8 protein-coding genes are annotated in these 22,943 nt (G+C 70.9%); all 8 read left to right on the top strand.

The annotated features are described in order from the left end of the window. Nucleotide 1: 1 nt before the first annotated feature. The gene (locus K8625_RS20580) at nucleotides 2-5,497 is read left to right on the top strand and encodes a type I polyketide synthase (RefSeq protein ID WP_223783660.1); all 5,496 of its coding nucleotides are present in this window, start codon (nucleotides 2-4) and stop codon (nucleotides 5,495-5,497) included. Then, complete coding sequence (locus K8625_RS20575) at nucleotides 5,494-9,789, top strand: amino acid adenylation domain-containing protein (protein ID WP_223783659.1); 4,296 nt, start codon at nucleotides 5,494-5,496, stop codon at nucleotides 9,787-9,789. Before K8625_RS20580 ends, K8625_RS20575 begins: the two co-directional genes overlap by 4 nt. Then, on the top strand, nucleotides 9,789-10,889 hold the full coding sequence (locus tag K8625_RS20570; RefSeq protein WP_223747404.1) for a patatin-like phospholipase family protein: 1,101 nt from the start codon (nucleotides 9,789-9,791) through the stop codon (nucleotides 10,887-10,889). The genes K8625_RS20575 and K8625_RS20570 overlap by 1 nt, the downstream gene beginning before the upstream one ends. Beyond that, entirely contained in the window at nucleotides 10,889-12,028 is a 1,140-nt protein-coding gene (locus K8625_RS20565; RefSeq protein ID WP_223783658.1) for an ArsA family ATPase, read from the top strand. The genes K8625_RS20570 and K8625_RS20565 overlap by 1 nt, the downstream gene beginning before the upstream one ends. A gap of 2 nt (nucleotides 12,029-12,030) precedes the next feature. Beyond that, on the top strand, nucleotides 12,031-12,513 hold the full coding sequence (locus K8625_RS20560; RefSeq protein ID WP_223747406.1) for a hypothetical protein: 483 nt from the start codon (nucleotides 12,031-12,033) through the stop codon (nucleotides 12,511-12,513). A gap of 95 nt (nucleotides 12,514-12,608) precedes the next feature. Further along, on the top strand, nucleotides 12,609-15,410 hold the full coding sequence (locus tag K8625_RS20555; protein WP_223783657.1) for an SDR family NAD(P)-dependent oxidoreductase: 2,802 nt from the start codon (nucleotides 12,609-12,611) through the stop codon (nucleotides 15,408-15,410). A gap of 20 nt (nucleotides 15,411-15,430) precedes the next feature. Then, entirely contained in the window at nucleotides 15,431-17,455 is a 2,025-nt protein-coding gene (locus K8625_RS20550; RefSeq protein ID WP_223747407.1) for a RiPP maturation radical SAM C-methyltransferase, read from the top strand. A gap of 9 nt (nucleotides 17,456-17,464) precedes the next feature. After that, entirely contained in the window at nucleotides 17,465-22,939 is a 5,475-nt protein-coding gene (locus K8625_RS20545) for a type I polyketide synthase (protein ID WP_223783656.1), read from the top strand. Nucleotides 22,940-22,943 lie beyond the last annotated feature (4 nt).

Raw genomic sequence — 22,943 nt, 5'->3', positions numbered from 1 at the left:
GATGGCGAAACTACCGACACGCATCTGCGAGCTGCCGGCCGTCAAGCTCGCCTATCTCGCGAACCAGCTCCGCGCCAAGAAGGACCTCCTGGCCGCGGAGCCCATCGCCGTCGTCGGCATGTCCTGCCGCTTCCCTGGCGGAGGCGAGCTGCCGGAGACCTTCTGGCAATTCCTCCGCGAGGGAGGCGATGCGACCCGCGAGGTGCCTCCCGAGCGCTGGAACATCGACGAAATCTACGACCCCACGCCGGGCGCGAAGGGGAAGGTGTACACGCGCCGGGGCGCCTTCATCGAGAACGTCGACCTGTTCGAGCCCGCGTTCTTCGGCATCCCTCCGCGCGACGCGAAGGACATGGATCCGCAGCAGCGCATGCTGCTCGAGGAGTGCTGGCGCTCCCTGGAGCGCGCGGGCATCCCTCCCGCGGGGCTGACCGGGAGCCGCACCGGTGTCTTCGTGGGGCTGATGCACAACGACTACAACGTGCTCGGCATCACCGCGGGCGTGGAGATGCACTCCGCGTCCCTCAACTACCCGTCCATGGCGGCGGGGCGCATCGCCCACACGCTGGGCCTCCAGGGGCCGGCGCTCACCGTGGACACCGCCTGTTCATCCTCCGCGGTCGCCGTCCACCTGGCGTGCCAGAGCCTGCGCAACGACGAGAGCGACCTGGCCCTCGCGGGAGGCGTCAGCCTGAGCCTGTCCCCCATCACCATGATGTTCGAGTGCCAGAACCGGATGTTGGCGGTCGATGGTCGGTGCAAGACCTTCGATGCGTCGGCGGATGGCTTCTCGCGCGGGGAAGGGTGCGGCGTCGTCGTGCTCAAGCGCCTGTCGGACGCGCTGGTCCAGGGCAACCCCATCCTCGGCGTCATCCGGGGCTCGGCGCTCAACCACGATGGACGCAGCAGCGGCTTGATGGTGCCGAACGGGCGCGCGCAGGAGCGCGTCATCCGCATGGCGCTGGAGGGCTGCGGCGTGGAGCCCGAGCAGGTGGGCTACGTCGAGGCCCACGGCACGGGGACGTCGCTCGGCGACCCCATCGAGATGGAGGCGCTCCGCTCGGTCTTCGGCCGCGCGCCCGCGCGAGCCTCGCCGCTGTTCGTCGGCTCCGTGAAGACGAACATCGGACACCTGGAGGCCGCGGCCGGAATCGCGGGGCTCATCAAGGTGCTGCTGGCCTTGCGGCACGAGGCCATCCCCGCGCACCTCCACTTCTCGCGGCCGAACCCGAACATCCGCTGGGAGGACCTGCCGGTGGTCATCCCCACCGCGCTGCAGCCCTGGCCGCGAGGGGAACAGCGGCGGCTCGCGGGCCTGAGCAGCTTCGGCTTCAGCGGCACCAACGTGCACCTCGTGGTGGAGGAGGCCCCGCTGCTGCCTCGCCCTCCGGTGGTGCGTGAGCGCCCCGTCCACCTGCTGACCCTGTCGGCCAAGACCGAGGCCGCGCTCGAGGCGCTGGTGGAGGTGCATGCGTCCACGCTGCCCGACGAGGGCGAAATGCTCGGAGACTGGTGCTACACGGCCAACGTCGGTCGCTCCCACTTCGAGCACCGCGCGGCGGTCTCGGGCGCGAACGCGGCCGAGCTCCGGGCGGGCCTGTCGCGTCTGGGCGCGGGGAGGACCCAGCCACAGCGCGAGCCTCGACGGGGGACGGAGGGCCCGAGGCCGGTCTTCCTGTTCACGGGGCAGGGCTCGCTGCGTCCCGGGGTGGGGCGCGAGCTCGCGCAGACCTGGCCCGTGTTCCATGCGGCGGTGCAGCGGTGCTCGGAGGCGCTGAAGGGGCTGCTCGAACCCAGGCTCGAGGACATCCTGCATGGCGAGCAGTCCTCCTCCTTGCTCGCGGACACGCGCTACGCCCAGCCCGCGCTCGTGGCGCTCGAATACGCGCTCTGCGAGCTGTGGTCGTCGTGGGGCATCGTCCCAGGAGCGGTGGTCGGTCACAGCCTGGGCGAGTACGCGGCCGCCGTGGTCGCCGGAGTCCTGTCCATCGAGGACGCGCTGAAGCTGGTCGTCGCGCGCTCCCGGCTCATCCATGAGGCCCCGGGCGAGGGCGCGATGCTGGCCGTCAACGCCACGCTGGAGGTGCTTGCTCCGACGCTCGCGCCGGTCTCCCAGCTCATCTCGCTCGCGGCGGTCAACGGTCCCCAGGACCTGGTCATCTCCGGAGACCGCGCGGCGCTCTCCGAGGTCGCGGCGCGTCTGTCGCGTGAGGGCATCGGCTGCAGGCCGCTGTCCGTCACCCACGCCTTCCACTCGCCGCTCATGGAGCCGGTGGTGACGGCGTTCGAGGCGTGCTTCGACGGGGTGGCGCTCGCCGCGCCACGGCTCCCCTTCGTCTCCACGCTGGAGGACGGGCTCGTCTCGGAGGCGCTGACCCGCCCCGCGTACTGGTGCCGCCACCTGCGCGAGCCCGTCCGCTTCGCCGACGCGCTGGAGACATTGCGTGAACAGAAGCACCGCACGTTCCTGGAGGTGGGGCCCACGCCGGTCCTCACCGGCCTCGGCCTGCGCAGCTACCCCCACGAGGAGGCGCTGAGCTGGCTTCCGAGCCTGCGTCCCTCCTCTGGCGAGACAGCGCAGCTGCTCACCGTCCTGGGCGCTCTCTACGAGCGGGGCTTCGAGGTGGACTGGAGCGCGTTCGATGCACCCTTCGAGCGGCGGTCCGTCACCCTCCCGACGTACCCCTTCCGTCGCGAGCGCTATTGGATCGACTCCCCGACGGGGGGCTCCATGGCGGAGCGGAGGACGGCTCGCGCCAGTTCCCCTCTGCTCGCGGGCGCACCGTTGTCACTCGCGGGGACGAAGGGGACGCGCTTCGCGGCGCGCCTGGGTATCCGGGAGCCCTCGTTCCTCGCCGAGCATCGGGTCTTCGGCGCGACGGTGCTGCCGGCCGCCTGCTACGTCGAGATGGCGCTGGGGGCCGCGCACTTCACGGCGTCGCCGGAGGCGTCGTTCGACGTGCTCTCGTTCGAGCTGGAGCGCCCGCTCGTGCTCGGCGAGGCCGAGGGCCGTGAGGTCCAGACGGTGCTGACGCCAGGGGAAGGGCGCACGCACTTCGAGATCTACAGTCAGGAGACGACGGGCGCCGAGGGGGACTGGGCCCGCCTCGCCCATGGTTATCTCGCGGAGCATCGCGAGTCCGCGCGACACGTCGAGCTGGAGGCCGGGCTGCTCGCGCGCTTCTCCCCGCCGCGACCGGTCGAGCCGTTCTACGCGCTGATGGCGCGCCATGGCATCGAGTACGGCCCGTCGTTCCGTGCCATCGATGCGCTGAGGTTCGGGAAGAACGCCTGCCTCGCCCATGTGCGGCTGCCCGACAACCAGGTCATCGGGATGGGCGAGTACCGGCTGCATCCGCTCATCCTCGACGCCTGCTTCCAGACCGTCGCGGCCCTGTTCATGGAGGAGGCCAGCGAGGCACGGGACCACCGCCAACGGATGCCGGTCGCCATCCAGCGCCTGCGCTGGTTCAAGAAGCCCGGGAGCAGCGCCTGGGTCCACGCACGCCACGACGAGCGAGCCTCCGCCTCCGATGAGCTCTTGAGCATCGACCTGCGCATCCTCGGGGAGACAGGGGAGGTCATCGCCGAGGTCGAGGGGCTGCTGCTGAAGCGCATCGACCGGCGAGCGCTCTCGACGTCCCTCTCCGGCTCCACGCGGGAGCTGCTCCTCGAGCTGGCGTGGCGCGAGCTGGATTCTCCTCCGACCCGGACACCGGCTTCCCTCCAGACCCAGCGTTGGTTGTTGCTCGCGGACTCGGGCGGCGTCGCGGAGGGCCTGAAGGCGCAGGTCCAGCGTCACGGTGGAACATGTGTCTGGGTGACGCCGGACGCGAGCGAGGAGCCGGGCCACGTCCATGTCGACCCGAGCGATCCAGACGGCTTCGTCCGACTCCTCCAGGCGCTGTCCGATGAGGGGGCCGCGCCGACGACGGTCGTCTGCCTCTGGGGGCTCGACGAGCGCCGGGCCGAAGCGCTCTCACCGGATTCCCTCATGGGGGCAACCGCACGGAGCGCGACGGGCGTCCTCCACCTCGTGCAGGCCATGGCGCGCGCGAGATGGGCCCAGCGGCCGGCGCTGTGGCTGGTGAGCCGAGGCGCCGTCGCGGCCGCACCAGGGGACACCGTGGATGGCCTCGCGCAGTCGATGCTCTGGGGACTGGGACGCGCGGCCGCCATCGAACATCCGGAGCTGGGGTGCCGGTTGGTGGACCTGGACGACGGCGAGGACGCCGCCTCGCGGTTGTTCGAGCGGATGACCCGCGTGACAGGGGAGAACCTGCTGGCGCTCCGAGGCGCTCGGCTCCTTGGCGCTCGGCTCACGCGGCCCGTCGCGCCGTCGAACACCCCCCGCCCGATGGGTGTGCACGCCGATGGCGCGTATCTCATCACCGGAGGCTTGGGCGCGCTCGGGCTCGCCACCGCCGCGTGGTTGGTGGAAGCCGGCGCCCGTCACCTGGTCCTGGTCGGCCGAGGCGCACCGACAGACGCGACGAAGCCGCGACTCGACGAGCTGGGCGCGCGCGGCTGTGAGGTCACGGTGGCGCGCGCGGATGTCTCGCGCCTGGACGACGTGCGGCGCGTCCTGGAGGACCTCGCCGGGAGAGGCACCCGGCTGCGAGGCATCTTCCACGCTGCGGGCGTGCTGGAGGACGGCGTGTTCCTGCGGCAGGACCGGGAGCGTCTGGAGCGTGTGCTCGCGCCCAAGGTGATGGGCGCGTGGAACCTGCATCACGCGACGGTTGGGCTGCCGCTCGACCTCTTCGTCCTGTACTCGTCCGCGGCGTCGCTCGTCGGCGTCGCCGGGCAGGCCAACTACATGGCCGCCAACACCTTCCTCGACGCGCTGGCGCACCACCGCCGCGCGAAGGCGCTGCCCGCGCTCAGCGTCAACTGGGGACAGTGGGCTGGCGAGGGAATGGCCCAGAAGGCGAGGGGACGCACGGCGACAGCGGATGTCACGGGCCTTCAGCCCCAGCGGGCGTTGCGTTTGCTCGAGGAGCTGCTGGGCCGGGAGGTCGCGCAGGTGGGGGTGCTGCCCTTCGACCCCTCCACGCAGGGGGCTTCGCTCTCCGAGGTCCACGGCCCCCTGTTCTCCGAGCTGGCGGCGCGTGAGAAGGCGCCCTCCGCCGGCACGGGCCGGATGGTGGAGCTGCTGGAGGAGTTCACGCGCTCGGATGGCGCGCGTCGGCGAGGGCTCCTGACGCACTACGTGCGGGGCCGGTTGGCGCCGTTGCTCGGGTTCCCGCCGGAGCACGAGGTGCTCCAGAAGAAGATCTCCCTCAACGAGATGGGGCTCGACTCGCTGCGCGCCGTCGAGCTGAAGAACCGCATGGGCCGCGAGCTGGGGGTGGACCTGCCCATGGCCCGCTTCATCGACGGCACCGGTGTCGCCGGAATCGTGGAGGCGCTGCACGAGCAGCTCGAGCTCAGCGAGCTGCTCGCGCGTGTCCCCGTCTCCGCCGCGCAGTCCGAGGTCGAGGAGCTGACGCTATGAGGATGGGTGAGCTGCTCGCCGAGCTGAATCGGCGGGGCCTCGAGGTCCGTGCCGAGGGCGAGCAATTGAAGCTCCGAGGCCCGAAGGGGGCCGCGGGCGAGGAGCTCCTGAAGGTGCTCGCCGAGCACAAGCAGGAGCTGCTGGCGCTGCTGAGAGAGCGCCAGCGGGTGGACGAGGAGCGCCCCATCACCCCCGTCGAGCGCACGGGGCCAGCCCCGCTGTCGTTCGGACAGCAGCGACTGTGGTTCCTCGACCGGCTCGAACCCGGAGGCGCCAGCTACAACCTGGTGATGCCCATGCGGGTCGAGGGACATCTCGACGTGGGGATCCTGGAGCGCTGCTTCGTCGAGATCGTCCGCCGTCACGAAATCCTCCGCACGCGCTACGCCGAGCAGGAGGGCGTCCCGGTGCAGCTCGTCGACCCCGAGCCACGGCTCGAGTTCGAGGTGATGCAGGAGGCGGAGGTGTTCGCCCACGAGCCCTCGGGCACGGAGGCGTTCCTGCGCCGCGAAGGGGAGCGGCCCTTCGATTTGTCCGAGGGCCCGTTGATCCGCATCCTCGTGGTCGACCGGGGGCCCCAAGGCCAGTACGTCCAGGCCTGCCTGCATCACATCTCGGCGGATGTCTGGGCGCGCGGCCTCATCATCCGCGAGCTGACGGCCCTCTACGCGGCCTTCGTCCAGGGGCGGCCCTCTCCTCTGCCTCCCTTGCCGCTGCAGTACTCCGATTTCGCCATCTGGCAGCGGGGGCACCTGCGGGGCGAGGTCCGCCGCGAGCTGGTGGACGCCTGGAAGCGGCGACTGGCCGGGATGCCTCCGCTGCTGGAGCTCCCCACGGACCGCCCGCGTCCCCGGGTGCGGACCTATGCGGGAGGCGAGGTCCGCCTCGAGGTGGAGGCCCCGCTCACCGAGGCGCTGAAGACCCTGAGCCATGCGGCCAACGCCACACCCTTCATGGGCATGCTGGGCGCCTTCTTCGTCCTGCTGCACCGGCTCACCGGACAGGAGGACCTGGTCATCGGCGCGAACTCCATCAACCGGACCCGCACCGAGCTGGAGCCGCTGGTGGGCTTCTTCGTCGACAACCTGGTGATGCGAGTGGACCTGGGGGGCCGTCCGGACTTCTCCACCGTGGTGAAGCGCGTCCGGGAGGTGGTGCTCGACGCCTTCGCTCATCAGGACCTGCCCTTCGACCTGCTCGTCGAGGAGCTGAAGCCCCCGCGCAACCCCGGCTACAATCCCCTGTTCCAGACCGTGTTCTCGTGGACGCGGGCCATGGAAGGCACGCCGGCGCCGAGCGGGATGAACATCCTCCCGCTCGAGTTCGAGACCACCACCTCGCGCTTCGACCTGGACCTCTTCGTGGAGGACCACGGCGACCGGCTCACGGTGCGCTTCGTGTTCAACCGGGGCCTCTTCGACCAGGGCACCGTCCAGCACTACGCGGACTGCTTCCAGCAACTGCTGCGGGGGTTGCTCACCGAGCCCCAGCGCCCGGTGGGCGAGCTCCCGTTGCTGCCCGCGGACGCGCGCGAGCGCATCCTCCGGCAGTGGAACGACACGCGAGGGGAGGGCGCGGACGGGCCGTGCCTGCACGCGTTGTTCGAGGCCCGCGCGGCGCGGACGCCGGACGCCTGCGCGCTCGTCATGGGGGACTGGGAGCTGACCTATGGCGAGCTGGACCAGCGCGCGGACCGACTCGCGGCGGCGCTGCAGGCGCTGGGCGTGGGGCCCGAGACGCGGGTGGGCCTCTGCATGGAGCGCTCGCCCCGGCTCATCGTGAGCCTGCTGGCGGTGCTCAAGGCGGGCGGCGTGTTCCTCGCGCTCGACCCCGACGAGCCGCACGCGCGACTGCGGCGCATCCTCGACGACGCCCGTCCGCGGGTGCTGCTCACCTCCGGGACACACCCGGAGCTGGAGGCCGGCATGACGGTCCTCCACGTGGACGCGGCGGCGGAGCGGCTCCCGGACGCCACCGGTGTGTGCCTGCGCCGTGACGTCACCCCGGACCACCTGGCCTACGTCCTCTACACCTCCGGCTCCACGGGCCAGCCGAAGGGCACGGAGGTCACGCACCGGAGCATCGTCAACTATCTGAAGTGGAGCGTGCGGACGTACCGGCTCGACGAGGGCACGGGGAGCCCGGTGCTCGGGTCCATCAGCTTCGACGGCACGCTGACCAGCCTCTTCGCGCCGCTCATCTCGGGCCGAGCGCTGTTCCTGCTGCCACGGGGGCGGGAGCTGGACCTGCTGTCCTCCAGGGACTACCCCGAGCAGGGCTTCAGCTTCATCAAGCTGACGCCCTCGCACCTGCGCGCGTTCGACGGGCTGGGGCGGCTGCGCGAGGTGCTGGAGCGCACCCATGCGGTCGTCCTCGGTGGCGAGGGACTCCACGGTGGAGACCTGGAGACGTGGCGTGCCTTGCGCCTCCCCACGCGCGTCATCAACGAGTACGGCCCCACGGAGGCCGCCGTGGCGTGCTGCTTCCACGACGTGCCCGCGGACGGCGGCGCGCTCCCCGAGCGCATCCCCATCGGCAAGCCCATCTCGAACACCGCGCTGTATGTCCTGGACCGCTGGGGGCAGCCGGTGGCCGTCGGCGTGTCGGGGGAGCTGTACATCGGCGGCGTGGGGCTGGCCCGGGGATACCTGGGGCGCCCGGACCTGACAGCCGAGCGCTTCGTGCCCGACCCCTTCGAGGCGGGCGCGCGGCTGTATCGCACGGGAGATCTGGCCCGGTATCTGCCGGACGGCACGCTCGAGTTCCTGGGGCGGTTGGACGACCAGCTCAAGATTCGTGGTCACCGCGTCGAGTCCGGAGAGGTGGAGGCCGCCCTCGCGCGACACCCGAGGGTCACCCACGCCGCCGTGGTGTTGCAGCGCGCCCCGGGACAGGAGCCGCGCCTCGTCGCCTACGTCCAGCCCTCGGAGCCGCGACCGCCGGGTGAGGACCTGGAGCGCGTGCTGCGCGAGTTCCTCCAGGGAGAGCTCCCCGAGTACATGCGCCCGTCGGTCCTCCTCATCCTCGACGTGCTGCCGCTCACGCCCAGCGGCAAGGTGGACCGCAAGGCGCTTCCCAGCGCGGAGGCAGGGCCACGGACCCGGGGCCTCGCCGTGCGCGAATCCGGCGTGCTGCCCGACACGGAGCGAAAGCTCCAGGCCCTCTTCCGCGAGCTGCTGGGGCTCGACGCCGTGGCTCCCGGCGACAGCTTCTTCGACCTGGGTGGGCACTCGCTGCTCGCCGTCACCCTCATCGCGCGCATCCGGAGCGTGCTGGACGTGGAGGTCCCCCTCAACGAACTCTTCGAGCGACCCACGGTGGAGGGACTCGCCCGGTGGGTCGACGCGCAGGCTGGAGTGCTCGCGCCGCGCCTGCCCGAGGGCGTGGTGGCGCTGAGGCCCCAGGGGAGAAACCCGCCGCTGTTCGTCGCGCCTCCCTCCGCGGGCAATCCCGCCGTCTATGTCTCGCTCACCCGCCACCTGAGCCCCGAGCAGCCCGTCTTCGGCTTCCAGATGCCGGGGCTGCTGGACGACAGCGCCCCCAGGGCCACCATCGAGGAGGCGGCGGCGCACTACGTGGACATCATGCGGCGGATGCAGCCTCGGGGGCCGTATCGCCTCGCGGGGTGGTCCTTCGGCGGCATCATCGTGTGCGAGATGGCGCGCCAGCTCGAGGCGCAGGGAGAGCAGGTCGCGCTGCTCGGCCTGATTGATGGCGCCTCGCTCGACCGCAAGGCCGCGCAGGACAGTCAGGACCTCCGGCAGGCGGTCTCCACGGGCTCGCAGCTGGTGAAGGTGCTGGCGCAGACGCCGCTGCCGCGGGACTACGAGAACCTCCGGCTCGTGGGCGAGTGGATGGGCATCAGCCTCCCGGAGACGCCCAAGGACCTCTGGCGCAAGGACTCGGGCGGGCAGCGCACGTACCTGCGCAGGTTCCTGAAGGACGTGTCGCGAACGGCGCGGAACATGTTGGTCACCCTGCGGGCGGAGCGCTCCTACACCTTCACCGCGTACGGGGGCCGCGCCACGCTCTTCCGGGCCGAGCCCCCGAGCCAGGGGCGGGATTCGCTGGTCGACAGCGTGCGCAGGTTCGCGCCCAATGGCTTGCAGGTCATCGTGGTCCCCGGCAATCACATGACACTCGTCATGGATGAGAAGAACGCCGCGGTGCTGGCCTCGCGGCTCCAGCAATGCCTGGACGCGGCCCTGCCCGGAGTGCCCGGACAAGAACCTTCTCGGGCGCTCCTGCCCGCGAATGGGTGGAAGGCGCAGTTCTCGAAGGAGGTCGCGTGATGCCGCACCGGATCCTGTCAATGGATGGTTCCTCCATCAGTGGAGGGGAGGGCTACGTCACCACGGGCATGCTCGGAGCGCTCCGACAGACGCTCGACGCGGGAGGAGACCGACGGGCCCTGCTCAATCAGGTGGACCTCTTCGTGGGCACCTCCGCGGGCTCGTTCAACGCGGCCTTCTTCGCCAGCGCGGCGGACCCGGACAGCGCCTACGACAAGAGCCTCCAGTTCTGGGGCGAGGCCGTCGCCATGAACAGGAAGGGCGTCTCCCTGGGACGCACGCTGCTGGCCCTGACGGGCGCCAGCTCCTTCCTCGACTCGAACTACATGCGCGACTTCCTGGGCGGCTACTTCGGGATGACGACGCGGCTGGGCGATCTGAAGCGCAAGGTCGTCATCCCGAGCTTCCAGCTCGATGGACAGCGCAAGGGCGTGCGGACGTGGAAATCGAAGATCTTCCACAACACGGGCCCGGAGAACGACCCGGACATGAATGAGCTGCTCATCGACGTCCTGATGCGCAGCGGCTCGCCGCCGCTCTCCTATCCCATCTATCAGGGGCTCAAGGAGCGGGGCAGCGGCTACGTGGATGGCGGGCTGTACGCCAACAATCCCTCGCTCGTGGGGCTGGCCCAGGCCATCAACAACAGCTCCCGCAAGAACAAGCACGAGCAGGTGGACACGCTGGCGACCGAGCCGCCCAGCCTGGACTCCATCCTGGTGCTGTCCATGGGCAACGGCATCATGTCCTCCTTCCTCTCGCCCACCTTCCGGAGCGGTGAGTCCAACTGGGGCTTCGCCCGGTGGCTGTTGGACACCCGAGACCCGATGGTGCTGGTGAAGATGTTGCTGGAGGCGGGCTCGGACGCGGTGAACTACCAGTGCCGGATGATCCTCCGGAAGAAGTACTTCCGGCTGGACCCCATCGTGGAGCAGCGCATCTCCGCCTACGACGCGAAGCATGTGGAGGCGGCGCTCGTCCAACTGCTGAGTCAGCAGTCCACCATGGACCAGCTCCAGCGCACGCGGCACTGGCTCGAGAAGTCCGGCTGGCTGGGCGACTCGCGGCAGGACACGCAGCCCTCACAGGTGGGGACCTGATGGCTGAGACGACGCAAGTCCTCCTGGTCTCGGGGAGCGGCGGCGCGGGCCGGACGACGGTGGCGGCGGCGACGGGCCTTGCGGCCTCGCGTCGGGGCCAGCGCACGTTGGTCTTTTCCTTCGACTCCTCACGAGACCTGCGTGGGGCCTTCGGCCTGGTGGCGCCGGTGCTCCCGGAGGCCCGGGGGCTGCCCGTTCGCGTCGATGACCGGCTGCACCTTCAGGAGCTCGACGTCACGTCGGAGCTGAAGCGCCGCTGGAGCGAGGGCCGCGGCGAGGTGGCCGCGCTGCTCGGTGGTGGCCTGGAGGGCGTGACGGCGGAGGAGGTGGCGCTCGCTCCGGGGGTGGAGGTGCTGCTGGCGCTCCTCCTGCTCGGCGAGCACAGCCGCGCGCGGACGTACGACCTCATCGTCATCGATGCGGGAGACGCGCCGCGCTTCGTCGGCGGCGCGGACGCCGTGGGCTGGTATGCGCGCAGGTCGAGGGCTCCGGAGCAGAGCGCTCGGCGGGCACGGCCGTCGCGCGTGGACCCGGATGTCCTCCACTCGGTCAGCGACAAGCTGACGGACGTGGGCGCGCTGCTGCGAGACCCCACGGTGACGCGCGTGCGGTGGGTGACGGCGCATGACCACCGGACCGAGCAGGGCCTCCGGAGGGCCTGCTCGGCGTTCGGTCTGCAAGGCCTTGCCCTGGATGGAATCATCCTCAATCGCCTCTCGCTGGTGGGGGAGGATGCGGCCCTCGCCCGGCACCCGGTGGTCGAGAACCTCCAGCACCTGGTCGGCTCCATCCCGGTGACAGGGATTGCGCTCCAGGGGCGGGACATCGTCGGGGAGGAGGCGCTCGAGGCCTTCGCGACGCTGCTGTACCGAGGCGAAGACCCGGCGCGGCTCGGGAGCACGCCTCCCAGCGTTGGCGTCGGCAAGCAGGCCGTGGATGTGTACCGGCTGGAGCTCCAGCTCCCCTTCGCGCGCAAGGAAGAGGTCTCGCTCTCCCGGCGCGAGGCGGAGCTCGTCATCCAGGTAGGTGCCCTCCGGCGCAATGTCCTGCTCCCCAGGATGGTCGCGCCACTCGCCACCGCCGGGGCGAGCCTGGAGGGCGACAGACTCGTCGTCGAGTTCAAGAAAGAGAGGGTTTGAACATGGTCTGGCAGAACAGACGTTTGCCGAAGGACTTCTTCCGGTTGGAGACGCAGCCCGAGGAAGGCGCCCGCGTCGCGGAGGTCGTCGATGCCGTGATTCCAGGAGGGAAGGGCTTCATCCAGCAGCTCTTCCGCGCGAAGAAGGACGTGCTGCAAGGGGTCTCCCACCTGCTCCAGGCGCAGATCCACGAGCTGGAGCACATCGACTCGGCCATCCGGGGCGAGTACCGGCCGGGCGTCGCCGGTGCGGCGGCCTCGTGCGCGGAGTCGCCGCTCAGCCCGCGCATGATGACCATCAAGCAGATGATGGAGGAGGCCAGCGCGAAGCTCCGCGGAGAGCGGGTCGCTCACGCCCATGGGCCCGACGCCGCGTGTCCTCCGGCTCACACCACCCATGGCGCGGTGGAGCGCCCCAGGAGCACGGAAGGTGAGCCGGGCAGCCGTCCCGGCACCACGGGTCCGGAGAAGATTTCGCTCACCTGAGTCCACGTCGTCCGCGTCGTGCATCCACGGTCTTCCTCGCCACGTCGGTGGGCGCTGTCCCACCACGGGCGAGGTGTCGTCGAGGAGGCGGTCTCATGGAACAAGAGGGGCAGGGACGTATCCTCGCGGAGCGACTCGCCGCGCTTTCACCCGAGCGCAGGGCGCTGCTGGAGCTGGCGCTGAAGCGGGCCCCGGCACCTCGTGCGGTGGGTCCGCGTCCTGGCCTGGACGTGTTGCTCCAGGAGGGGACGGAGGACTTCGCGACGTTGGCGCCGTTCCCGGAGGTCGCCGCGTCGTTCTCCTGGGTGCTCGCGGCGCGAGGGACGCGGACATACGAGCAGGCCCGGCTCCTGGAGGACGCGCACCGCGAGCTGCGCGGGGTGCTGTTCCGGTCGGTGGACCTCACCGCGTGCGAGCGGGTCCTCGGCTTCGGCGGCGGTGAAGGCCGCGAGTGGGTGTCGCTGGCCCGACGGCCCGGGACGTTCCGCGTCTTCGGCCATGCATCCTCGTCCCGAGAGGTGGAGGCGGCCCGCGAGCGCGTGCGTGCCCAGGCGCTGGAGGGCCGCATCGAGGTCGTGACGGGCGGGCTCGACTCCGACGCGCTGGAGCCGGGCTTCGATGTCGCCTTCGGACTGGAGGCCCTCGGCCCTCCGGAGGACCGGCGGGCTCTCTTCGCGGCCCTGGGGAAGAAGGTCCGCGAAGGGGGGCGACTGGTCCTCGGGGACGTGTTCCTGAAGACGGGCCTGGCGCCGCCGCACGTCGAGCGACTGTCGCTGCCGCTCATCGAGGAGCTGGCCGTCTGGCTCACCACGAATGGCTTCCTCGTCGTGGACTGCGTGGACGCGGCCCGTGAGATGGGGAACTTCCTCCACGAGCCCCAACTGGACGCGCGGCTGTCGCAGCTGGGCTGGGGGGGCGAGGATGCGCGTGCGCAGGTGGCCCGCGCGTACGAGGTGATGGGCGGTCTGCTCCGTGGCGGCGCGGCCGCCTATCTGCTGCTGACCGCCGAGCGGCGCGGTGGGATGGAGTCAGGGCAGCTGGAGGCGCAGAACCGCGAGAGGCTGACGGCGGCGACTCCCTACGCCGAGCTGCCACACACGTGGGTGTATGCGCCCACGTGGCGTCCCGTCGCCAGCCCTCCGCCCGCGGAGGAAGCCACCCCGTCGCCCGGGCACTGCCTGGTCTTCGCGGACAAGGGAGGCCTGGGCGAGGCGCTCTCGCGGCGCGTGAGCGAGGCGGGGGGACGCTGCACCTTCGTCCACCGCGGCGAGGTGTTCCGACAGCGCGAGGACGGCGGTTACGAAGTGCCCCCGCGGAACCCGGAGTCCTTCCTCCGGTTGATGGAGGCGCTGTCCGCCGCCGGGCTCGTGCCTTCCCAGGTCGTCTACCTGTGGAGCCTCGAGGTGTCGGAGCCGGAGGGGCTGACCGTCGCGCGGCTCCAGGACGAGACGCTCGATGCGTGCGGCGGCCTGCTGTACCTCGCCCAGGCCCTGCTCACGGCGGGCGCGAGCCACCCGGCCTCGCCTTCACTCTGGATGGCCACGCGGGGCGCCCAGCGCGCCGACGACACGGGCGGGCTCCCGGGCCTGCTGGGGGCTCCACTCTGGGGCTTGGGGAAGGCGATCGCCTATGAGCACCCGGAGCTCGACTGCCGCCGGGTCGACCTGGATCCGCGGCGCGACCTCGAGGACGGAGCGCAGGCGCTGTGGACGGAGCTGCGCTCCCGCGACGACGAGGACCAGGTCCTGTTGCGCGAGGGGCGGCGCCACGTGCTGCGGCTGGCCCGGCATCGGCGGTGGGACTGGGAGGGCGCGGGACGCCTCCAGTTCAGGGCGGACGCCACCTACCTGGTGACGGGAGGGCTGGGCGGACTGGGCCTCCAGGTGGCGCGGTGGATGGTGGAGCGCGGGGCGCGCAACCTGGTGCTCCTGGGGCGCAAGCGGGCGAGCGACGTGTCCGCCGAGGAGGTGAAGGAGATGCGCGCCCGGGGCGCGGCCATCATTTCGCTCGCGGGTGTGTCGGTGGACTCGGACCTCGACTTCGTGATGGCGGGCATCTCGAAGCGCATGCCGCCGCTGCGAGGCATCATCCACGCGGCGACGGAGGTGGACGACGGCATCCTCGTGCACCAGACGCGCGAGCGCCTGGGCCGGGTGTTCGCGGCCAAGGTCGCCGGTGCGTGGAACCTGCACCGGTGGCTCGCGGGCACGCCGCTCGACTTCTTCTTCTCGCTGTCCTCGTCCACGTCGTTGATGGGCGCCTCGGGGCAGGGCAACCACCTGGCGGCGACAGCCTTCCTGGACGGGCTCGCCGAGTACCGACGCTCCCAGGGCCTGCCAGGGCAGAGCTCGAGCTGGGGCGCCTGGACTCAGCCCGGCGACGAGGCCCAGGCGGCGCTGGACGCGCGCATGCGCAAGCGCGGCGTGGGCCTGGTGCCTGCGAGGCAGGCATTCGCCATCCTGGAGCAGGTCTTTGGTCCGATGCCGGCGGTGGTGGGGGTGATGCCCATCCACTGGCCCACGTTCCTCGGCGGCCTTCCGGGGGACGGGCCTCCGCCGTTGTTCGCGGACTTCGGTGGGGATGCTGGCGCGGGTCACGCGGGCGCGGAGCTCAGACGCGAGCTGCTGCGCCGCGTGCGCCAGGGCTCCGCGGAGGACGGGCGGAGCGCGGTGCTCGAGTGGTTCCGCGCGCGGGTGGCGAAGGTGCTGGAGCTGGGCGTCACCCAGCTCCCGGAGCCGGAGCAGTCGCTGCATGAGCTGGGGCTCGACTCCCTGATGGGCGTGGAGCTCAAGAAGCTGCTGCACGCGGAGCTGCGGGTGGAGTTCCCCCTCCAGGAGCTGTTGGGGGGCAAGAGCATCGGTGAGCTGTCGGGTTCTCTCTACGAAGCCCTGCGTTGAGATTCGCAAAGGAGTGGAACGTGTCTGGTGATTCCGTTCAGGTCCGCTTCGTCGTTGCTCCCTTCCTCCCCGAACACCAGCCCGCGCTGGGCGTGAGCACGCTGATAGGGGTGCTCGGCAGGAGCGGCATCCAGGCGGATGTCCGCTACCTCAACGTCCAGTTCATGCGGCAGATCGGCTGGGAGCTCTACTACTACCTCTCCTACGCCACGCCCCCGGAGATCCTCGCGGGGGAGATGGCCTTCCTGCCGGCCTCGCCGGACCTGCTGCTGGGGGAGATGGTCTTCGCTCCGGCGCTGTGGGGCGACGCGGCCTCGAACTGGGAGGAGTACGCGGACCGCCTGACGCCGCTGCTGGAGGTGAAGCAGCACACGGAGGGCGCCACCTCGGGCGGCGCGCGGCGTGAGCAGGCGCTGCACTGGGGACGTGCCCGCGAGCTCATCCGCGCCCTGCGCGAGGACAGCCCGCGCATCGTCAGGCAGTGGGCGCAGGACATCCTCGTGGACAATCCGCGCGTCATCGGCTTCACCTCGACGTTCCAGCAGAGCGTCGCCTCGCTCGCGCTGGCGAAGGAGCTGCGCCGGCTGCGCCCGCGCGAGGAGCTGACGCTCATCATGGGCGGCGCCAACTGCGAGGCCGACATGGGCAAGGCGCTCTCGGACAACTTCCCCTTCATGGACCACGTGGTCTCCGGAGAGGGCGAGGGCGTCATCGTCGACCTGGTCAAGGGCGTGTTGGATCGCCGAGGCGGCCGCCCCCAGCCTCGCTACGTGGCCGCGCCGCCGTTCGAGGCCATGGACACGCTGCCGATTCCGGACTTCGACCACTACTTCGAGGCCATCAAGGACATGCCGATGGCCAAGCGCGCCAACCTGACGGCGGAGTCGTCACGTGGCTGCTGGTGGGGGGCGAAGTCGCACTGCACCTTCTGCGGCCTCAACGGCTCCGGCATGGCGTACCGGAGCAAGGACCCGGGTCGCTTCGTCCAGGAGCTGCGCACGCTGGCGGGTCGCTACGGCTTCAACTTCTTCATGATGGCCGACAACATCCTGGACCTGAAATACATCAAGTCGGTGTTCCCCGCGCTCATCGAGCAGGGGGACGAAATCACCATGTTCTATGAGACGAAGAGCAACCTCCGGAAGGAGCAGCTCGAGCTCATGGTCGCCGGGGGGGTCACCGAGCTGCAGCCGGGCATCGAGAGCCTCAGCACGCCCATCCTGGAGCTGATGGACAAGGGCACCACGCGCCTGCAGAACATCCAGCTCATCAAGTGGTGCGAGGAGTTCGACATCAACGTGAACTGGAACATCCTCTTCGGCTTCCCGGGTGAGGCGCCCGAGGAGTACGCGGAGATGGCCCGGCTGATGCCCTCGCTCGTCCACCTGCCCCCGCCTGGAGGATGCGGGCGCATCCGCATGGACCGGTTCGCGCCGTATTGGAAGACGCCGGAGAAGTACAACCTCAAGAACGTCCGCCAGAAGTGGGCGTATGACTATGTCTACGCCGCGCTGCCCGCCGAGGAGCGCCGGCGCATCGCGTACTACTTCGACTACGACCTCGAGGGCGACATCGACCCGACGGTCTATCTCCAGGACACGCTGAAGCGGACCGAGGAGTGGCGCGACGGGTACAGCCGGGGCGTGACGCTCGAGCTGAAGACGCGCGATGGCGCGACGTACGTGCTGGACACGCGGGACGGGGCGTCGCGGGAGACGGAGGTGACGGTGGACGGCATCCGGCTGTTGAAGGCCATGGACTCCATCCAGAGCGCTCGTGTCGGGCTCGAGAAGGTGAACGAGTCGCGCGAGGGAGGCCCGATGCCGGCGGCGGACTTCGACGCGATGCTCGCGCGGTTCCTGGAGTGGGGTTGGGTCATCCGCGAGGGCGCGAAGCACCTGAGCCTCGTGCTGGACCGCACGGAGCGCCAGCGCATCATCGACCTGAAGATGGCCGCGCAGCTGGGCACGATCGACTGGGCCCGTCTTGGGGCCAGGCCGGCGGTGAGCCCCGGCCCCGCGCAGCTCGTCGCCTCTTCGACCTAGGCCCACGCGATGCCCGACGACTCGACGTCCTCCCCCACGGAGGAGCTGACGCCCCTGCAGCGGGCGGCCCTGGCCATCAAGACCCTCCGCGCGAAGGTGGAGGGGTTGGAGCACGCGCGCTCGGAGCCCATCGCCATCATCGGCATGGGGTGCCGCTTTCCTGGAGGCGCGGACACGCCGGAGCGGTACTGGGAGCTCCTGCGCGCGGGAGTCGACGCGGTGGGGCCGGTGCCCGCGGACCGCTGGGACGCGCAGGCCTATTTCGCCGAGGACCCCGATGCCGCGTGGAAGATGGTCGTGCGCGAAGGGGGCTTCCTCTCGCAGCCCATCGCCGCGTTCGACTGCGAGTTCTTCGGGCTGTCGCCACGCGAGGCGAGCTACGTCGACCCCCAGCAGCGCTTGATGCTGGAGGTCGCGTGGGAGTCGCTGGAGGACGCGGGCATTGCCCCGGGCTCGCTGGCGGGGAGCGACACGGGCGTGTACGTCGGCTTCCTCAGCAGCGACTACGGGCGCGTCCCGTTCAATGCGCTGCCGACGAGGGACCTGCCCTACATGGGGACGGGGAACGAGCTGAGCTTCTCGGCGGGGCGCGTCTCGTATGTGCTGGGATTGCAGGGCCCGTCCATGGTCGTCGCGACGGCGTGCTCGTCGGCGCTCGTCTCGGTCCACCTCGCGTGCCAGGCGCTGCGTCAGGCGGAGTGCTCGCTGGCACTCGCGGGGGGCGTGAACCTCATCCTCCATCCGGACAACAACATCGTCCTGTCGAAGATGCGGGCGCTGGCGCCGGATGGGCGCTCGAAGACCTTCGATGCGTCCGCCAACGGGTACGGGCGAGGTGAGGGCTGCGGCGTCCTGGTGCTCAAGCGGCTCTCGGATGCGCTGCGGGACAAGGACCGCATCCACGCCGTCGTCCGGGGCTCGGCGGTGAACCACGACGGGCCCAGCGGTGGGCTGACGGTGCCTCATGGGCCCGCGCAGGAGAAGCTGCTGCGCAGGGCGCTGAGGTCCGCGAGCCTCTCGCCGTCCGACGTGCGCTACGTGGAGGCGCATGGGACGGGGACGCCGCTGGGAGACCCCATCGAGCTGCGGGCCCTGGACGCGGTGCTCGGGGAGGGGCGAGGTACAGAGGCGCCGCTCCTGGTCGGCTCGGTGAAGACGAACCTGGGCCACCTGGAGTCGGCCGCTGGCGCCGCGGGGCTCATCAAGGTCGCGCTCTCGCTGCGCCATGGCGCCATTCCTCCGCACCTGCACCTGCGCAATCCCAACCCGGCCATCGACTGGGAGCAGCTGCGGCTCCGGGTGCCCACGGAGATGACACCGTGGCCCGCGGGGCCCCGGGTCGCGGGCATCAGCGGGTTCGGCCTCAGTGGGGTCAACGCCCATGTCCTCGTCGCGGAGGCCCCGCCCGAGGCCCCCAGGGGCCCGGAGGAGTTCCCGAGGCCCGTCCACGTCCTTGCGTTGTCGGCGAGGAGTCCGGAGGCGCTGGGGGCGCTCGCGCAGCGCTACGACGAGGCGCTCGGGAGCGCGGAGCTGACCGCAACACCCGTGGGGGATGTGTGCTTCACCGCGAACACGGGGCGCACCCATTTCCAGTACCGTCTCGCCGTGCTCGGGGACTCGCACGAGGGCCTGCGCGAGCAGCTCCGCGCGAGACGTGACGTGCAGCGCGTCCAAGGCGCTCCCCGCATCGCGTTCCTGTTCACGGGACAGGGCTCGCAGTGGCTCGGGATGGGCGAGGAGCTCTTCCGGACGGAGCCGCTCTTCCGTCAGACGCTGCAGCGCTGTGACGAGGTGCTGGCTCCGCTGCTGGGACAGTCGCTCCCCGGGCTGCTGTACCCGTCCGAGCGCGACGAGGCCGCCCGCGCGCGACTGGACGCGACGGGCTTCACGCAGCCGGTGCTGTTCGCGCTCGAGTACGCACTGGCGCGGGTGTGGATGTCGTGGGGCATCGTCCCTGACTTCGTGATGGGGCACTCCGTGGGCGAGCTGGTGGCCGCGTGCGTGGCCGGTGTCTTCACGTTGGAGGAGGGTCTCCAGCTCATCGTGGCGCGCGCCCGGTTGATGCAGTCGCTCCCCTCGGGGGGCGCGATGGCCACCGTGTCCGCGGACCCGTCGATGGTGGAGGCGCTGCTGCCCCGGTACGCGGGACAGGTCTCCATCGCGGCGCTCAACGGTCCGCGCAGCGTCGTCATCTCGGGTCGCGAGGGCGCGGTGCGCGACTGTCTCGGCGAGCTGGACAAGCAGGGCAAGCGCGGCTCGCTCCTGCGTGTGTCCCACGCCTTCCATTCGGCGCTGATGGACCCCATCCTCGACGCGTTCTCGCGCGAGGTGGCCAAGGTCCGCCTCCAGCCTCCGGCCATCCCACTCATCTCCAACGTGAGCGGTGAGGAGGCCCGTGGTGAGCTGCTGGAGCCCCGGTATTGGGTGGAGCAGCTCCGGGGGCCCGTGCGGTTCGCGCGGAGCGTGGAGACGCTGAGCCGGGCGGGGGTCCAGGCCTTCGTGGAGGTGGGGCCCAGGCCGACCCTGACCGCGATGGGGCAGGCGTGTGTCTCCGGGGAGGGAACGCTCTGGTTGTCGAGCCTCCGGCCGGAGCGCTCGGATTGGCGGCAGATGCTGGAGGGGCTCGCCTCGCTCTATTCGGCGGGCGCGACGGTGGATTGGCTCGGGCTGGATGCAGGCCGGGAGCGACGCAAGGTCTCGCTGCCGGGGTACCCCTTTCAACGCAAGAGGCACTGGATGGAGCTGGCCGGCACGGGGTGGGATCGTCAGGGCGTGCGAGCCCGGAGCACCGCGGGCGTCCACCCGCTGCTGGGGAGCCGACAGGACTCGCCGGCCCGGACACGACAGTTCGAGTCCTCGCTGGGGGCCTCCTCGCCCGCGTTCCTTCGAGACCACGCCGTATACGGACAGCTCGTCGTGCCGGGAGCGGCGTACGTGGAGATGGGGCTCGCCGCGGGTCTGGCGCTGTTCGGAGCGGACGGAGGTGTCGTCGACGAGCTCGGCTTCTCCCAGGCGCTCTTCCTCCCTGACGAAGGGGAGCGGCGCGTGCAGTTGCTCTACACGCCGGAGGGAGACCGCGCGGGGCGGTTCGAGATCTTCAGCCAGGAGTCGACGGCAGGTGAGCCCGAGCCGTCATGGACCCTCCATGCCCACGGCAGGCTCCGCGCGGCGACGCGAGAGTCGGGTGGACGTGTCGACCTCCAAGCGCTGCGGACCGCGCTCGGCGCCGAAGTGGCCGTGGATGGCTACTACGACAAGCTGGGCAAGGCGGGTCTCGCCTATGGCCCCAGCTTCCGAGCCATTCGCGGGCTGTGGAGTGGTGGGAGCGAGGTGTTGGGGCAGCTCGCCCTGGCCGGTGGGGCCGTGGTGGATGCGGAGCGCTATGTCCTTGTGCCCGCGCTCCTGGATGCCTGCTTCCAGATGGTGGGGGCCGTCCTGGAGGAGGAGGGCGATGCCGCCTATCTGCCGGTCGGCGTCGGAAGGGTCCAGGTGCGGAGAGCGGGGGCACGTGAGGTCTGGGCGCACGCGCGGATGTCGCGTGACGAGGAGGCGAAGGGGTCCGGCTACACGTGTGACCTGGAGCTGGTCACCGCGGAGGGGGAGCTCGTGGCCGTGGTGGAGCGGCTGCGACTGCAGCGTGTCGGTCGCGACGGATTCCTGGGAGCAAGGAGCAAGCGCTTGCAGAACTGGCTCTATGAGCTGGAGTGGCGGGACGCTCCGTCAGTGGCGGCGTCCCGGTCTGTCGGTTTCGGCCTCATCCTCGATGACGGGACAGGGGTGGGGAGCCGCCTCGCGGAGGGGCTCCGGGCACGAGGCTGGCGCGTGGAGACGGTGGCGCGAGAGCGTGCCTTCGACCGCGAGCGCGCCGAGGCGCTCCTCGCGATGCGTGAAGGCCCGGCACCGGTGCACGTCATCGACCTCTGGAGTTTGGATGGCGCGGGGACCGATGTGCCCGGTGCGGCCTTGGAGCACGGCACGCGGGTGCTGGAGCTGGTGCAGGCCCTCGTCCGGGCCCCGATGGGGTCCACGTCGCTCTGGCTCGTGACACGAGGGGCGCAGGCCGCTGTCGAAGGAGGGCCGCTCTCCGGACCCGCGGGCGCGGTCCTGTGGGGACTCGGCAAGGCGATTGCTCGCGAGCATCCGGAGCTTCAATGCCGCCGCGTGGACCTGGACCCGAGTGCTCCCGAGCACGAGGTGGAGCAACTGCGGGACGAGCTGCTCGGCGGGAGCGAGGAGGAGGTGGCCCTTCGAGGTCGGAGCCGCCGCGTGCCACGACTGGTGCGCAGCCGTCGACTGCGGCTGTCGAGCGGCGAGACCGAAGCCTCGCTGCGTCCGGATGCGAGCTACCTCGTCACGGGGGGGCTCGGCGGGCTGGGGCTCGCCGTGGCGGAGCGACTGGTGGAACGTGGGGCGCGGCATCTCGTCCTGTTGGGGCGAAGGGCTCCGGGGGAAGCTGCACGCGCGCGACTGGCGGGACTGGCGGAGCGGGGCGTGGAGGTGCGGACGCTCTCGTGCGACGTGTCCGTGGCTTCCGAGCTCGAGCGTGCCCTCGAGGGATGTCAGCCGCCCATCCGTGGCGTGGTGCATGCGGCGGGTGTCATCGACGACGGGCTGTTGATGCAGATGACGCCCGAGCGGTTCGCCAACGTGTTCGCCGCGAAGGTCTCCGGCGGATGGAATCTGCACCGTGTGTTCCAGGGGGCGGCGCTCGACTTCTTCGTCCTCTTCTCCTCGGCGGCGTCGATGATTGGCTCCGCCGGTCAGTCGAGCTACGTGGCCGCGAATGCATTCCTGGACTCACTGGCGCACCTGCGTCGTGCCGAGGGGTTGCCCGGCCTGAGCCTCGACTGGGGCGCCTGGTCCGAAGTCGGCGCCGCCGCGGAGGAGTCACTCCAGCGGCGCATGGAGCAGCTGGGCTTCGGCGTGATTCCTCCCGCGGACGGGCTGCGCGTCTTCGAGCAGGCGCTGGGGTTGGGAGGTCAGCTCGGCATCCTGCCGGTGGACTGGGCCGTGCTCGGGCGCCGGGGGCGCGCCGCGCTGTACGAGGACTTCGTCGCGCAGCCGGGGCCGGCCGCGAGCGAAGACCTCCGGGCGAAGCTGGAGCGCCTGCCGCCCGCCGAGCGCCGAGCCGAGCTGCGCGTGCACGTGGGCGGCCTGGTGAACGGTGTGTTGGGGCGACCTCTGACGGAGGCGCTGGACCCGGGCCAGGGCTTCTTCGACCTGGGCATGGACTCGCTGATGTCCGTGGAGCTGCGCAACGTCCTCCAGCGAAGCCTGGGCGTCTCGCTGCCCGCGACGGTCGCCTTCGACAACCCCACGGTGAACGCGCTCGTGGACCATCTGGCCAGGGAGGTGCTGGGCCTGCCGGAGCAGGCGGCACCCGCGAGGGAGCGGGTCGAGGACGCGGACCTGGAAGCGCTCCTGTCCGACGTGGATGACCTGGCCGATGGCGACGTCCAGGAACTGCTGCGCCGTCGCCGCTGAGCCG

Source organism: Myxococcus sp. AS-1-15 (genome assembly GCF_020037055.1).
GTDB classification, from domain to species: Bacteria; Myxococcota; Myxococcia; order Myxococcales; family Myxococcaceae; genus Myxococcus; species Myxococcus fulvus.
Note: the sequence above shows the minus strand (reverse complement) of the source record. Positions and strands in the feature narration are given on the sequence as shown.